This is a genomic window from Sphingomonas sp. PL20, assembly GCF_017875905.1.
GTDB classification, from domain to species: domain Bacteria; phylum Pseudomonadota; class Alphaproteobacteria; order Sphingomonadales; family Sphingomonadaceae; genus Sphingomonas; species Sphingomonas echinoides.
In genome coordinates this window covers 504,010-518,936 of the sequence record NZ_JAGINH010000002.1, presented here as the reverse complement: position 1 = coordinate 518,936, position 14,927 = coordinate 504,010, and the positions used below count along the sequence as shown (strand labels likewise).

The 14,927-nt window shown below is 65.6% G+C and carries 12 protein-coding genes; 5 read left to right on the top strand and 7 right to left on the bottom strand.

From position 1 onward, the window contains the following. Positions 1-25: 25 nt before the first annotated feature. Both H4W01_RS02565 and H4W01_RS02560 read left to right on the top strand, forming a co-directional pair. Positions 26-1,171 carry an acyl-CoA dehydrogenase family protein gene (locus tag H4W01_RS02565; RefSeq protein WP_209609780.1) on the top strand — a complete coding sequence of 382 codons (1,146 nt, stop codon included), beginning with the start codon at positions 26-28 and terminating at the stop codon, positions 1,169-1,171. Positions 1,172-1,307: 136 nt separating this feature from the next. After that, the gene (locus tag H4W01_RS02560; protein WP_209609779.1) at positions 1,308-2,096 is read left to right on the top strand and encodes an SDR family oxidoreductase; all 789 of its coding nucleotides are present in this window, start codon (positions 1,308-1,310) and stop codon (positions 2,094-2,096) included. 59 nt (positions 2,097-2,155) lie between these two features. Here the strand turns inward: H4W01_RS02560 and H4W01_RS02555 are convergent, their stop codons facing one another. Together H4W01_RS02555 and H4W01_RS02550 are read right to left on the bottom strand one after the other, a co-directional pair. Beyond that, positions 2,156-2,812: a retropepsin-like aspartic protease family protein gene (locus H4W01_RS02555; protein ID WP_209609778.1), complete on the bottom strand. Its 657-nt coding sequence runs from the start codon at positions 2,810-2,812 to the stop codon at positions 2,156-2,158. Positions 2,813-2,852: 40 nt separating this feature from the next. Continuing rightward, complete coding sequence (locus H4W01_RS02550) at positions 2,853-4,148, bottom strand: glycoside hydrolase family 130 protein (protein WP_209609777.1); 1,296 nt, start codon at positions 4,146-4,148, stop codon at positions 2,853-2,855. Between the two features lie 260 nt (positions 4,149-4,408). Between H4W01_RS02550 and H4W01_RS02545 the strand changes: the two genes are divergently transcribed. Then, positions 4,409-5,479, top strand: a complete 1,071-nt coding sequence (locus H4W01_RS02545; protein WP_209609776.1) for a sensor histidine kinase — start codon at positions 4,409-4,411, stop codon at positions 5,477-5,479. Here H4W01_RS02545 and H4W01_RS02540 read toward each other — a convergent pair. From H4W01_RS02540 to H4W01_RS02530, 3 genes are all read right to left on the bottom strand, one after another. After that, complete coding sequence (locus H4W01_RS02540; RefSeq protein WP_209609775.1) at positions 5,476-6,414, bottom strand: MlaA family lipoprotein; 939 nt, start codon at positions 6,412-6,414, stop codon at positions 5,476-5,478. The genes H4W01_RS02545 and H4W01_RS02540 overlap by 4 nt on opposite strands. 290 nt (positions 6,415-6,704) lie before the next feature. Beyond that, a complete protein-coding gene (locus H4W01_RS02535; protein ID WP_209609774.1) occupies positions 6,705-8,963 on the bottom strand; it encodes an NADP-dependent malic enzyme in 2,259 nt (752 codons plus the stop codon). Positions 8,964-9,022: 59 nt separating this feature from the next. After that, entirely contained in the window at positions 9,023-9,409 is a 387-nt protein-coding gene (locus H4W01_RS02530; RefSeq protein WP_010407130.1) for a winged helix-turn-helix transcriptional regulator, read from the bottom strand. A gap of 100 nt (positions 9,410-9,509) precedes the next feature. On the opposite strand from H4W01_RS02530, the gene H4W01_RS02525 reads away from it, so the two are divergent. After that, on the top strand, positions 9,510-10,262 hold the full coding sequence (locus tag H4W01_RS02525; RefSeq protein ID WP_209609773.1) for an SDR family oxidoreductase: 753 nt from the start codon (positions 9,510-9,512) through the stop codon (positions 10,260-10,262). Between the two features lie 76 nt (positions 10,263-10,338). Next, entirely contained in the window at positions 10,339-12,915 is a 2,577-nt protein-coding gene (mutS, locus tag H4W01_RS02520) for a DNA mismatch repair protein MutS (protein ID WP_209613217.1), read from the top strand. A gap of 1 nt (position 12,916) precedes the next feature. On the opposite strand, the gene H4W01_RS02515 is transcribed toward mutS, so the two are convergent. Continuing rightward, on the bottom strand, positions 12,917-14,143 hold the full coding sequence (locus H4W01_RS02515; RefSeq protein ID WP_209609772.1) for a hypothetical protein: 1,227 nt from the start codon (positions 14,141-14,143) through the stop codon (positions 12,917-12,919). A gap of 82 nt (positions 14,144-14,225) precedes the next feature. After that, on the bottom strand, positions 14,226-14,912 hold the full coding sequence (locus H4W01_RS02510) for a GNAT family N-acetyltransferase (protein ID WP_209609771.1): 687 nt from the start codon (positions 14,910-14,912) through the stop codon (positions 14,226-14,228). Between the last annotated feature and the right edge of the window lie 15 nt (positions 14,913-14,927).

Sequence of the window (14,927 nt, the reverse complement as noted above, 5' to 3'; positions counted from 1 at the left end):
AAGGATGGCGCAGAGAAGAGAGATCATGGCACTCGACCCCGAAACTTTCGACGCGCTGATCGAAACCGTGCGCCGCTTCGTCGCGGAGCGGCTCCGGCCGCTGGAGGGCGCGGTCGAGGAGGCCGACGCGATCCCCGCCGACATCGTCAGCGAAATGCGCGACATGGGGCTGTTCGGCCTGTCGATCGCCGAGGAGTATGGCGGTCTTGGCTTGACCATGCTCGAGGAAACCAAGGTCGCGATCGAGCTTGGCCGCACCACCCCTGCCTTCCGTTCAACCTTCGGCACCAATGTCGGGATCGGCTCGCAAGGGTTGGTGATGGCGGGCAATGCAGCGCAGAAAGCGGCGTGGCTGCCGCAGATCGCGAGCGGTGAGATCATCACCAGCTTTGCGCTGACCGAGCCCGATGTCGGCTCGGATTCGGGCGCGGTGAAGACGCGCGCGACCTTTGACGGCCAATCCTATCGGCTGAGCGGCACCAAACGCTACATCACCAATGCCGACAAGGCCGACCTGTTCACGGTGATGGCGCGGACTGGCGACGATCCCGGCGCACGCGGCGTCTCGGCCTTTCTGGTGCCGCGGACGCTGGCGGGCGTGAGCGTCGGCGAGCCTGAAAAGAAGATGGGGCAAAAGGGCGCAAAGGTCGCCGACGTCCATTTCGACGACGTCGTTGTGCCGGTGGAGAACCGGCTCGGTGCCGAGGGCGAAGGCTTCAAGATCGCGATGCGCGTGCTCGATCGCGGGCGGCTCCACATTTCGGCGGTGTGCGTCGGCGTGGCGGAACGGCTGATCGCGGATTGCGTGGCCTATGCGACCGAGCGCAAGCAGTTCGGCAAGCCGATTGCCGAGCATCAACTGATCCAGGGCATGGTCGCCGACAGCAAGACCGAAGCGCTCGCCGCGCGCGCGCTGGTGCTGGAGACGGCGGCGGCCAAGGATGCGGGCAAGGACGTCGTCTTGGAATCGGCGGCGGCCAAATATTATGCGAGCGAAATGGTCGGACGTGTGGCGGACCGCGCGGTGCAGATCTTCGGCGGGGCGGGCTATATCGCCGATTACGGGATCGAGCGGCTGTACCGCGACGTGCGGCTGTTCCGCATTTACGAAGGCACCAGCCAGATCCAGCAACTCATCATCGCGCGCGAGACGATCAAGCGCGGGGGATAAAACAGCAAGCACATTCCCCTCCCGCTGCGCGGGAGGGGTTAGGGGAGGGCAGTGTCGCGAGCGCCACGCTTGTGGGACGCACTCCCCTCCCCCAGCCCCTCCCGCGCAGCGGGAGGGGAGCCATCAGGAGAGAAACATGGACACCAGCACACTATTCCGCCTCGACGGCAGCATCGCCCTTGTCACCGGCGGCTCGCGCGGCATCGGCAAGATGATCGCGACCGGCTTCATCGCGCAGGGCGCGACCGTCTATATCTCGTCGCGCAAGGCCGATGCCTGTTTCGAAACCGCTGCAGAACTGGGCGAGAAGTGCATCGCGCTGCCGCAGGACGTATCGACGGTGGCCGGGTGCAAGGCGCTCGCGGCACAGCTGGCGGAGCATAGCGACCGGCTCGACATTCTGGTCAACAATGCAGGGGCGGCCTGGGGCGAGCCGTTCGAGGTGTTCCCGGAAAAAGGCTGGGACAAGGTGATGGACCTCAACGTCAAATCGCCCTTCTTCCTGACCCAGGCGCTGCACGCCCCGCTGAAAGCCGCCGCCAGCGCCGGGCATCCGGCCAAGGTCATCAACATCACCTCGATCGACGGCCAGCGGCTGAACCCATGGGAGACGTACAGCTATCAGGCCTCCAAAGCGGCGCTGATCTACCTCACCAAGCGGATGGCGGCGCGGCTCATCACCGATCATATCAACGTCACCTCGATCGCGCCGGGGGCCTTTGCCAGCGAGATGAACAAGGCCGCGCGCGACCATGGTTCGGCGATCGCGCAGAGCATCCCCGCCAAACGCATCGGCGTCGATGAAGATATGGCGGGTGCCGCGATCTACCTCGCCAGTCGCGCGGGCGATTATGTAGTGGGCGATACCATCACCGTCGATGGCGGGCTGGTCCATGCAGCACTAGGCACAAGCATCGACGCCTAACCCCGCGCGCTTGGGGGTGTGGGGGTGACGCCAGCGTCGTCCCCACCCTCCCCACCCGACTAGGCCGGGCGGGCGGCTTCCCTCTCGCCAAGCGACAGGGACTTGGTTGGGTGATGCGGCTGCAAAATCATGACGCCGTCCTCCACCCGCCAGGATTTGAGGCGCGACAGGAAGTTCATCCCCACCACGTTCATGTCGCCAAAGGCGGGCGACACCACCACCGGCAAATCGCGCGCAACGACATTGCCGATGCGCAGTTCCGGCACCGTCGCGATTTGCGCCGCCACCGTGCCATTGGCGGTCTGCATCATCACCGGCATCAACGAATCGCTCGGTTCGATCCCCGCTGCAGCAGCAGTGTCAGCCGAAATCGCGGTCACGGTGGCCCCGCTGTCGACCAACATCCGCCGTTCGATCCCGCCCAGCTTCACGCGCACCCAGAAATGCCCGTCCGCCGCCATCGGCACGCGCATCTCCTTGCCGACCACGCGCTGCCCGTCCAACGCGAAGCGCTGCGCCACGCGGGCGAAGGTCGGGTCAAGCGGCGCGCGCTCCATCAGCAGCAAAGCGACCAGCACCAGGCATCCGGCGGTCATCGCAAAAGCGAGGAACCGCCCGATCACCGGAATACGCCGCGCAAGCACCATCACCGCCACGACAGCGACGACCAGCAGATAGAGCGAGCCGTGCGGCCCAAGATCCGGAAGCGTGTTCACCACCGGAATATAATAGCGGGCGCAGCTTTATGAAGGCTGACTAGGCCATCACCGCGAGCAACTGATCGACCGTGGTCGTGGCGAACGCGGTGAAATTGTCGGCCACGCCATATGGGATCAACAGGTCGCGACCCTTTGCCAACACGCCACAGCTATAGACCACATTGGGCACATAACCGTCGCGCTCGAGCGGGCTTGGCGTGAGGATCGGCTCAGGCGTGCGCGCAAGCAAGCGTGATGGGTCGGCCTTGTCGAGCAGGCACGCGCCGACACAGTAATTGCGCACCATCCCGACGCCGTGGGTGAACACCAGCCAGCCCTCGTCAATCTCAATCGGCGAGCCGCAATTGCCCATCTGCACGAACTCCCACGGGTAACGCGGCGAGACGATCTTACCACCGCCCGCCCAATGCAGAATGTCGTCGGAAGCATGCAGCCAGATGCTTTCGCTATCCTGCCGCCCAAGCATCATGAACCGCCCACCGACGCGCCGCGGGAACAGCGCCATACCCTTTGCCCCCGCAGCGTCCCCCGTCAGCGCCCGCATCGTGAAGCTGCGAAAGTCATCGCTCGACAGCAATTCCGGGCGCGCCGCCGCGCCACTAAAGGCCGTGTAGGTGCCGTAATAGGTCGTGCTGCCATCTTCCTCGGTGAAGTGGACGAGGCGTAAATCCTCAATGCCCTGGCGTTGGCTCGGCAGTACCGGAAACAGCACCGTCTCGGAAATATCGCGACTACCCCCGCAACGCAGCATCGTCACCGCCCCAGCGTCGACATCGGTGCCATCGATGATCGGCGGTACCGCGACCAGGCTTGGCGGATCGATCTTGAGCGCGCCGCCGGGCAGCCAAGTCCCGGTGCGAAATGCGACAGAGGAAACATGCCCTTCGCCAATGCCGCGCAACGACAGGACAAAGCGCACCGCGCCCGCCTCGACGTCCGTTTGGTCGGGCGCGATAACCGCGCTCGGGTTGAACAAGGCGGCGGCCTCATACGAAAATTCTTCGCTGAAATACGCCCCGATCAAGCGGCGTTGCCCCTCCGATGCCACTGGCGGCACCGGCAAAGCGCCAGCGATCTCATCATAACGCCGCAGCAACATCGCATCGACATCGCGGTGCCGCTCATCCAGCGAGTCCACGATCAACGCCAACTCCGCCGCCAGCGCATCCCCGGTCAACGTCAGCACGCGATCGACGATCGTCTGGGTGCGGCTGTGCCCTTCCCGCTGAAATTGGGTGGGATAGTCGAGCGAAAACGGCCGCACGACCGTGCGCGATGGGTCAGGCCGCAGAATAACGCTGCTATGGTCAAGTTTGAGCTGAACGTCCGCCATTGCATTCCTTTCGAATCCGCCGCCGCAATCCCGCAACGCAGCCGCCTGAACGTGCGGGGATCGGCGACGATCCAGCGCCGATCGTCGCCTTATGCCATTGGTACGGCAGTCACAAACGGCGGAGGTTACCCACGCTCGATGGCGCGCGCGGACGAATTGGTGCCGGAAATCGGCACGCTTATGGTACCTACACCCACCGGCCCGCTGTGACCGCGCCCGAATAGCGTCCACACGGAACGCCCGGGACCGAAAGGGTTCCGATGCCGTCTCCCGTTTCTCCCGATGCCGAACTCGGCCTCAATCTTGCCCTCGCGGTGGTTGGCTCCTCCCACGCGCCCGTGCTGTTGCTGGACGAAAATCGCGCTGTCATCGTCGCCAGCGACGCCTTCTGCGCAGCCTTCGACATCGATCCCAAAACAATCGTCGGCAAAACCTTTGCCGATCTGGGCAACGGCGAATGGGCCATTCCGCAACTGCAATCGCTCCTCAAGGCAACGGCGTCGGGGCTCGCTGAGGTCAAGAATTACGAATTCGACTTGAAGCGCCCCGGCCTTGGCACACGGTGCCTGGTCCTGAACGCGCATAAACTCAGTTATGGCGTGGGTGCCGAACCGCGCCTGTTGCTTGCCATATCGGACGTCACCGATGCTCGCATCGCCGAAAAAATGAATGACGATCTGGTTCATGACAAGAGCGTGTTGCTGCAGGAATTGCAGCACCGCGTCGCGAACAGTTTGCAGATCATCGCCAGCGTATTGCTGCAGAGCGCCCGCAAGGTTCAGTCGGAAGAGGTGCGCGGGCATTTGCGGGACGCGCACAGTCGCGTGATGTCGGTCGCGGCGATCCAGCGGCAATTGGCGGTCGCCTCGCTCGACAAGGTCGATGTCGGTCCATATCTGCACCAATTGTGCGAGAGCATCGGGGCATCGATGATCCATGATCATGACCAGATCTCGATCGAAGTCACCAGTGCCCGGGAGCAGGTCCAGGCCAATATATCGGTCAGCCTTGGTCTGGTGGTGACGGAGTTGGTCATCAACGCGCTCAAGCATGCGTTCCCCGATGGACGGCACGGCAAGATCGCGGTCGATTATCAGCGCAGCGGTGCCGATTGGGCGCTCTCGGTGAGCGACGACGGAATCGGCATGGCAAAGCAGACTGGCCCGACCAAGGCCGGGTTGGGTACCAATATCGTGCAGGCGCTCGCCAAGCAGATGGACGCCAGCGTCACCGTGACGGATGCCGCGCCGGGGACTCGCGTCACCCTGGAGCATCATTTCACCGCAGCGCAATCCGCAGATGCTCCGCTAACACCAGCACCCGCCGTTTAAGGTTTAGCGGTCGCACCTGTTGTCGTCGGCATCGGGGTCGCGGGCACGCTACGATGCTTGCCATGCAGATCGTCGATCTCGGCCTGGCGCCGCTTCAAATAGAAGGTGCGCGTGGCGACATACGGATCGGTCGGTCCGGTATGGAGCTCGTGGAACAGCTCGTCATTTTCGGCGCGCCGGTCAAGCACCCCCAGCACGCTGACCGGGATGGTGAAGGCAGCCCGGTTGAAGGGTTTTCCAACCGCCAGCGGCAACACCAGCCGATCGACCGTGTCGCCTACGAAATCGCGCAATGTCGTGGGGCCGATCAGCGGCAGGAACAGGAACGGGCCGGGCTTTACGCCGTAAAACCCGAGCGTGTCGGCAAAGCCGTTCGGGCGGCGCGGCAAATGGATCGGACGACGCTTGGCCATGTCGAAAACGCCGCCGACGCCGACGCTGGAATTGACGACAAACCGCCCCAGCGTCTCAGCGGCCTTGCCCACCTTATGCTGCAGCAGGAAGTTCACGAACACGATCGGCTCGCGCAGATTGTAGATGAAGTTGCGGATGCCACTGCGCACCGGTGTCGGAACGCCGCGCTTATACGCCAAAGCGAGCGGCCCGACAAAGGCACGGTCCACCGCCTGCGTGGCCTTGAAGGATTCGGTGTTGATCGCCGCGATCGGATCATTTGCGGCGTTTCGTGGACGTGCCATGACGACGATGTCTTGCGACTCTTCCGGTTCTTCCGGCGGAATCGGGGCAGCAGGCGACACCATGGCGACGTCGGATGCGACAAGATCCGCAGTCTCCGGGGCGATCAGCGAGACCGTCGAAAACGGTTGCAGATTGCCCGCCATAACCAGTTCGGCTGGTGGGCTTGCCTGCACATCGCCGTCGGCCACCGGCGTGCCCGTCACCAGCATCGCGGCCACCCAGATCGGAATGCTCACACATCTGCTCCTGTCCGACACCGACAAGGGGCGTCATGACCGGCAAAGCTGACGATCGAGTCTTCCTGCCGCACTCTTAGGGAAGACGCCAATTGTCGTTTCCTAACTTCCGCCCACGGGGCAAAATGGAATACGCCAAGCCCCCGCTATGTGTGTGACGACACCAGCGGCAGAAATCCTCAATCCTACTTTAAGGTTTTCCCCAATTCTCGCGTCGACCCCGCCCGAACGCATTCGGCGCGAGGTCGCGCATCGCAAAATCAACCGGCTGCCGTGCCGCTGAAGGCGCGTTACCGGGCGATGCCGCCCGCCGCGAGCACGGCCAGCGTCACCAGTTCGCTCGCCGTGGACGTCATCGGCGCGATCTGCACCGATTTTTCCATGCCGACCAGCATCGGGCCGATCACCGCGTCCCCGCCCAGCTCGCGCAGCAATTTGGCCGAGATATTGGCCGATTGCAGCCCCGGCATGATCAGCACATTGGCCGGGCCGGACAGCCGCGCGAACGGATAGTTGGCGAGCTGCTTGGGGTTGAGCGCCACGTCCGGCGCCATTTCGCCTTCATATTCGAAGCTGACCTTGCGCCCGTCGAGCACCTGCACCGCACCGCGGATATTGTCGATCCAATTACCCGATGGGTTGCCGAAGGTCGAATAGCTGAGGAACGCCACGCGTGGTTCATGCCCCATGCGCTTGGCCACCAACGCCGTCTGCTCGGCCATGTCGGCCAGTTCCTCGGCGGTCGGACGCTCGTTCACGGTCGTGTCGGCCATGAACACGGTGTGGCTTTGCCCCACCATCAAATGAATGCCGAACGGCGTGCGCCCCGCTTCGGGGTCGATCACGCGGCGGATTTCGCGCATGGTGTGGGCATAGGTGCGGGTGATGCCGGTGATCATCGCATCGGCCTCGCCCAGTTGCAGCAGCACCGCGCCGAAGATGTTGCGATCCTGGTTGATCATCCGCTCGCAATCGCGGCGCAGGTAGCCGCGCCGCTGCAGGCGCTCGTACAGGAAATCGACCATGCGCGGCACCAGCGGCGACTTGCGGCTGTTGTGCAATTCATAGCTGTCAGGATCGGTGACGCCGAGCGCGCGCAGCCGCTCGGGCACGTCGTCGCGACCGACCAGCACCGGCGTGCCATAACCGCCATCCTTGAACGCGATCGCCGCGCGCAGCACGACTTCTTCTTCGCCTTCTGCGAACAACACGCGCTTGGGATGCGCCTTTGCCCCTTCATATGCGAGCGTCAGCACCGAGGTGGTCGGGTTGAGCCGCGCCTTCAGCGTCTGGCGATACGCCTCAAGATCGAGGATCGGCTTGGTCGCCACGCCCGAATCCATCGCCGCCTTGGCCACCGCGACCGGCACGATCTCCATCAGCCGCGGGTCGAAGGGTGCGGGGATGATGTAATCGGGGCCGAAGGTGTGGCGCACGCCATAGGCCACCGCCACTTCCTCGGCCACTTGCTGGCGCGCCAGCGCCGCCAGCGCGCGCGCGGCGGCCAGCTTCATCTCGTCGTTGATCGTCGTCGCGCGCACATCGAGCGCGCCGCGAAAGATGAACGGGAAGCCAAGCACATTGTTGACCTGATTCGGATAATCCGAACGCCCCGTGGCGATGATCGCATCGGGCCGAGCCGCCTTGGCTTCGGGCGGCGTGATTTCGGGGTCGGGATTGGCCATGGCGAAGATGATCGGCTTGGGCGCCATCTTCAGCAGATATTCGGCCGGCAGCGCGCCAGCAGCCGACAGGCCGACGAACACATCCGCACCATCGAGCGCTTCGGCCAGCGTGCGCTTGTCGGTGGCGACGGCATGCGCCGACTGCCATTGGTTGATGTCGACCCGCCCCTGATAGATCACCCCGCCCAGATCGACCATCGTCAGCTGATCGCTCGGCAAGCCCATCGCCTTGATCAGCTCGGCACAGGCAATCGCCGCCGCGCCCGCGCCATTCATCACCACCTTGGTGTCCTTGATGTCACGCCCGGTCAGGAACAGCGCGTTGATCAAGCCTGCCGCACAAATGATCGCGGTGCCGTGCTGGTCATCATGGAACACCGGGATGTTCATGCGCTGGCGCAACGTCTGCTCGATGATGAAGCATTCGGGGGACTTGATGTCCTCCAGATTGATGCCGCCAAAGCTCGGCTCCATCAGTTCGATCGCGTCGATCAGCCGGTCGGCATCCTCGGTCTTGAGCTCGATATCGATCGCATCGACATCGGCGAAGCGCTTGAACAGGACGGCCTTGCCTTCCATCACCGGCTTGGAGGCCAGCGCGCCGAGATTGCCCAGGCCCAGAATCGCGGTGCCGTTGGAGATGACCGCGACGAGATTGCCCTTGGCCGTGTAATCATAAGCAAGGCTCGGGTCGGCGGCGATCGCCAGCACCGGCACCGCGACGCCCGGCGAATAGGCCAGCGCCAGGTCGCGCTGAGTCGCCATCGGCTTGGACGCGACGATCTCGATCTTGCCCGGCCGACCTTCCGAATGGAACAGCAGCGCCTCGCGCTCGGAAAATTGGACGTTCGAGTCTTCAGTCATCGGGGAGGCCTCCTGGATCGGCGTCGTCTTAGAAACACTTTGGGCGGAAGGAAACGGCCCTAGTTGCCGTTACGACTATCGAAGGACCGCCGCGCCTCGGCAATGCGATCGACATTGTGCGCCGCCCACGCCCACACGCCGCAAAACGCCTCGGAAAGCGTGAAGCCGAGATCGGTCAGGCGATACTCCACCTTGGGCGGAATAACGGGATGGATCGTCCGGATCACCAGTCCGTCGCGCTCCATCTGGCGCAGCGTCTGGGTCAACATCTTCTGGGAGATGCCCTCGGCAAGCTGGGCGAGGCGCGAGAAGCGAAGCTCGCCATGCTCGGTCAGCACTTCGAGCACGATCATCGTCCACTTGTCGGCAACGCGCCCGATCACCTCGGTGACCAAGGCCTCGACGCGCGGGTCCAGATTTTCGGGATATTCGTGCGAAACGGCCATTGGTTTCCTATTGGTAAGTACCGCACTTTTACGTGCCTACTTTCCAATGGAAAGCGCAGCTTTTAGGGGCTTTGTCAACCGAACGACAGGAGCAATACCCATGAACATCAGCGGCAACACCATCCTCATCACCGGCGGCGGCACGGGCATCGGCCGCGCGCTCGCCGAGCAATTCCAGGCGCGCGGCAACCACGTCATCGTCGCTGGCCGTCGCGCCGAGCCGCTCGAAGCGCTCGCGCGCGATGTCCCCGGAATCTGCACTGGCGTGCTCGACGTGTCCGACGCAGCCGACATCGCGCGCTTCGCCGGCACGGTCGCCAGCGAGCACCCGTCGCTCAACGTCGTGATCCACAATGCCGGGATCATGCGCGCCGAAGACATGACCGCACAGCCTTATGATCTGAGCGATGCCGAGGCGATGATCGCGACCAATTTACTGGGGCCGATCCGGCTGACTGCGGCTTTGCTGCCGCACCTGCGCAAGCAGGCGAACCCCGCGATCCTCACCGTGTCGTCGGGCCTTGCGTTCGTGCCCTTGGTGGCGACACCGACCTACAGCGCAACCAAGGCGGCGATCCACAGCTGGTCGCAGTCGTTGCGCGCGCAGCTCGCCGATACGGGCATCGACGTGATCGAAATCGCGCCGCCTGCCGTCGCGACCGACCTGATGCCGGGTCATGCCGAAAACCCCAATTCGATGCCGCTCGACGCCTATATCGCCGAGACGATGGCACTGCTGGACGCCAATCCGCACGGCCCCGAAAACGCCGTCGAGCGCGTCAAATTCCTGCGCGATGCCGAGCGTGAGGGGCGCTATGACGCGGTCTTTGCCGCGCTCAACCAAAGCCACTGACGCGGCGGTTTCCTTTCGGGGGGGCGGGCGGTATCAGACGGCGATGGCGCCAGCACCAACCCCCGCTCTCACCCCGATGATGGCGCAATATTTCGCGCTTAAGGCAGAGGCGAGCGATTGCCTGCTGTTCTACCGCATGGGCGATTTCTTCGAGATGTTCTTCGAAGACGCCAAGGTCGCCGCCGCCGTGCTCGACATCGCGCTGACCGCGCGCGGCGAGCAAGACGGCGTGCCGATCCCGATGTGCGGCGTGCCGGTCCACGCCGCCAACGCCTATCTCGCACGGCTGATCAAGGCCGGGCACCGCGTCGCCATCGCCGAACAGACCGAAAGCCCCGCCGACGCCAAGAAGCGCGCGGGCAAGACCTTGGTGGCGCGCGCCATCGTCCGCGTGGTGACGGCGGGCACGCTGACCGAGGAAGCCTTGCTCGATGCGCGCGCCGCCAATTGGTGCGCCGCCATCGGCGAAGCGGGCGGCGCGGTCGCCATCGCCGCCGCCGACATCTCGACCGGGCGCTTCGAGCTGATCGCCTGCGACGCTGCCGGGCTGCCCGCGGAAATCGCCCGGCTCAGCCCGGCCGAGACGATCGCGTCCGAAGCGAGCGCCTTTGCCGAATTGGCGACGATGCTGCGCCCGCGCGGCGAGTTTGACAGCGCGCGCGGCGAAGCGCGGCTGAAAGACCTGTACGCGGTGGCGACGCTCGACGGCTTCGGCCAGTTCGATCGTGCGGCGCTGGCGGCGGCAGGTGGCCTCGTCGCCTATCTCGATCACACCGCCAAGGGCGCGATGCCGTTCCTGCGCCCGCCCCGTCTCGGCCAGAGCGCGCAGCATATGGCGATCGATGCCGCCACCCGCGAAAGCCTGGAACTGACCCAGACGACGAGCGGCGCGCGCAAGGGCAGCTTGCTCGACGCGATCGACCGCACGGTGACCGCAGCGGGCGCACGCTTGCTCGCCGCCGACCTCGGCGCGCCGCTGATGGAACGCGCGCGGATCGAGGCGCGGCTCGATCTGGTCACTTTGCTGGCCGAGGATTCGGGCTTGCGAGAATCGCTGCGCGGCACGCTGCGCAGCATGGCCGATATCGGCCGCGCGCTCGGGCGGCTGGCGGCGGGGCGTGGCTCCCCGCGCGATCTCGGCCAGTTGCGCGACGGGCTTGACGGCGCGTGGCGCTTGGGCGAGCGGCTCGACGCGATCGCCGCGCCACCTGCGCTGCTGGCGGAGCTCGCCCCGCGCCTGCGCGGACATGGCGCACTGATCGACTTGCTCAGCCGGGCCCTCGTCCCCTCCCCGCCGATCGACGCCTCGGACGGCGGTTATATCGCGGCGGGCTATGACGCCGCGCTCGACGATCTGCGCGATGCGGGCGCGGGCGGCCGGCGCGCGATCGCCGCGCTGGAGGCCGACTATCGCGCCCGCACCGGCGTCGCCCAACTCAAGATCCGCCACAATGGCGTGCTCGGCTATCATATCGAAGTGCCTGCGCGCGCGGCCGATGGTTTGATGAAGCCCGATAGCGGCTTCATCCACCGCCAGACGATGGCGGGCGCGGTGCGCTTCAACGCGCCCGAACTGCACGAAGTCGCCGCCAAGGTGACGCAAGCCGGTGCCCACGCGCTCGCAGCCGAGGCGGCGCATCTCGAAGATCTGATCGCCGCCGCGCTCGACCGGCGCGAGGCGGTGGCGGCGACGGCGGATGCGCTGGCACGGCTCGATGTCGCCGCCAGCCATGCCGAGCGCGCGGCGGAAGGCGGCTGGGCCCGCCCCGATCTGGTCGAACATGCCTGTTTCGACATTGTCGGCGGGCGGCACCCGGTGGTCGAGGATGCGCTGGCCAAACGCGGCGAACGCTTCGTCGCCAATGACTGTCGCTTGTCGGAAGACTCGCGCCTGTGGCTCGTCACCGGCCCCAATATGGGCGGTAAATCGACCTTCCTGCGCCAGAACGCCGCCATTGCCGTGCTGGCGCAAGCGGGCAGCTACGTCCCCGCCGCCAGCGCGACGCTCGGACTGGTCGACCGGCTGTTCAGCCGAGTCGGCGCGTCGGACAATCTAGCGCGCGGTCGCTCGACCTTCATGGTCGAAATGGTCGAGACCGCCGCCATTCTGGCGCAGGCCACGCCGCGCAGCTTCGTCATCCTCGACGAGGTCGGGCGCGGCACCTCGACCTATGACGGGCTCGCCATTGCCTGGTCGGTGGTCGAGGCGATCCATGACGACAATCGCTGCCGCTGCCTGTTCGCCACGCATTATCACGAACTGACTCGGCTCGCCGAACGCTGTGATGCGCTCACCCTCCACCATGTCCGCGCGCGCGAATGGAAGGGCGAGCTGGTGTTGCTGCACGAAGTGTCCGAAGGCCCGGCCGATCGCAGCTATGGCCTCGCGGTCGCGCGGCTCGCGGGGCTGCCGCCTGCGACGATCGCGCGCGCCAAGGCGGTGCTGGCAAAGCTGGAAGCGGGCCGCGCCAAGACCGGGGGGCTGGCGGCGGGTCTGGACGATCTGCCGCTCTTCGCCGCCGCGATGGAGGTCGAGGAAGAGCAAGCCGACGCGATCCGCGCCGAGGTGGAGGCGCTCGACGTCGACGCGCTCACCCCGCGCGAGGCGCTCGAAACGCTCTACCGGCTGAAGGCGCTGGCGCGGGACGGGTAAGTCAGCGCAGCAGCAGCGCCACCACCGCGCCACCCGGCACGGTCGGGGTCAGGATCATCAGCACCGCGACCACTGCGATCGGCGGAGAACGCCGCGCCAGCACACGGACACCGCTCGCCGCGGCCAGTGCGATGCCCGGCCACAGCACGGCATAATAACGCGACTGCGCGATCGTCTGGTCGCCGATCCGCTGGAACGCGCTCCATCCGAACCAGAAATGGATCACCAGCGTCACCCCCAGCGCGGCCAGGAACGGCCAGCCGATCGCGCCGACCCGCCGGTCCGCCCGGCTCCCCACCACGGCCAAAGCGATCGGTGTCAGCGCCAGCAAAGCGGACACGGCGAGGGGCAACTGATATTCCGCCGCCGGCCATTTGTTCGCCAGCATGCCAAGAAAGAAGGCGGCATAGCCCCAGATATCGATCTGCGGCCGGTCGGCCAGCGCTGCGCCATATACCGCCTCATTGACGTACAGCAGATGGCCGGTGCGCGCATAATTGACCAGATAGGGCAGCGCGCCGATGGCGGCCCCGAGCGCGATCGGCCAGAGATCGGCAAAGCGCCACGGGCTTCCCCCCCGCACCAGCGACCAGCCGCGCGCAACGATCACCGCCGCGCCGAGCGAGACGAGCGCAGTCAGCTTGGTCCATCCGGCCAAAGCCAGCCCGAGGCCAAGCAGCCACGCGCTGCCCCCCACACCGGTCAAGCCGGCAAAAACTATTGCCGCCGCGACATTCGCCAGATTGTCGTTGTTGACGATCCCGCCAATCAGCGGTGCCTTGGGAAAACAGGCGATCAGCAGCGCGAACACCGCCCGGTCGCCCTCGCCCCGCAAATACCGCAACCCCGCCCAAAGGCCGATCACCAGCGCCACAAGCGCCAGCGCGACATTGGCAAGCCTGAGGAAAAGGACGTCGGACGTGACTCGCAGGATCTGCCCGATCGCCATGTAATAAAGCGGCGGGTGGTTGATGTAATTGCCCGCCGCCGTCCACCGCGTCGGATCGTCACGGCTGAGCATGCGATAGCGGCTGGCATCGGCAAACGGTGCGGGATGGTCATATTGCGCCCGCGCGACCGACACGTGCGCCAGTTCGTCGAACGGGGAGGGATAGGGCGCGTACAGCGCAATCGCCGTCGTCAGCGCAGTGAAGGCCACCACCACGACCATCGCCCAGGTCCGCCACCCGGGAGTCCAGTCTTTCGTCAGGATCGGCGGACTCTGCATCGCCGCCTTTCTGGCATGGCAGGGTTTACCGGCGCGTTACCATGGCGGCAGTCGGCAAGCGCACGCGGCGATGTGCGATGATCTACGCCCGCGCGATCACCGTATAGGTCAGCTCCCGCCGCGTCTCGAAGCCGAGCGCACGGTAGAGCGCGACCGCCGGATTGTCGGGATAGCTGTGGAGAAACACCCCCTCTCCCCCCGCGATCAGCGGCGCGATCACCGCTTCCATCAATGCCCGTGCAAAGCCTTGCCCGCGAAAGTCAGGATGCGTGCAGACCGCGCTCACCTCGCTGAAACCCGGCACCTTCATCCGCTCGCCCGCCATCGCGACCAACCGCCCGGCGCGGCGCACCCCGATATAACCGCCTTGCAGGTGCGTCGCCGCGAAGAACGGGCCCGGCGCGGTCAGCGTTGCCAGCGCCAGCATCTCGGGCGCATCCTCGTCGCCCAAACGCACGATGTCCACGTCGCGCGCCGCGCGGTGCAGCCGGGTCGCGACCATCTGGTCGAGCTGCCGCTCCGACACGATCGCCGTCCCCGGCGGCAGCACGGCTGGGCCCACCCCGATCAGGCCGAGCGTGCCGCCGTCCGGGACGAGCGCGGCGAGCGCGGCCAATGCCTCCGATGAATCATCAACCGCCTCGCCAAACAGATTGACGTCAGGCCGGAAGCGCAGCGCGCGGGCGTCGCCAATCGCCAGCGCCCCCTGACGACCAGTGAGACTGTGCCAGATCGGTCGATCGAGCGGCGAGAATGGCAGGTTGGTCATTGGCCCCTTACACCC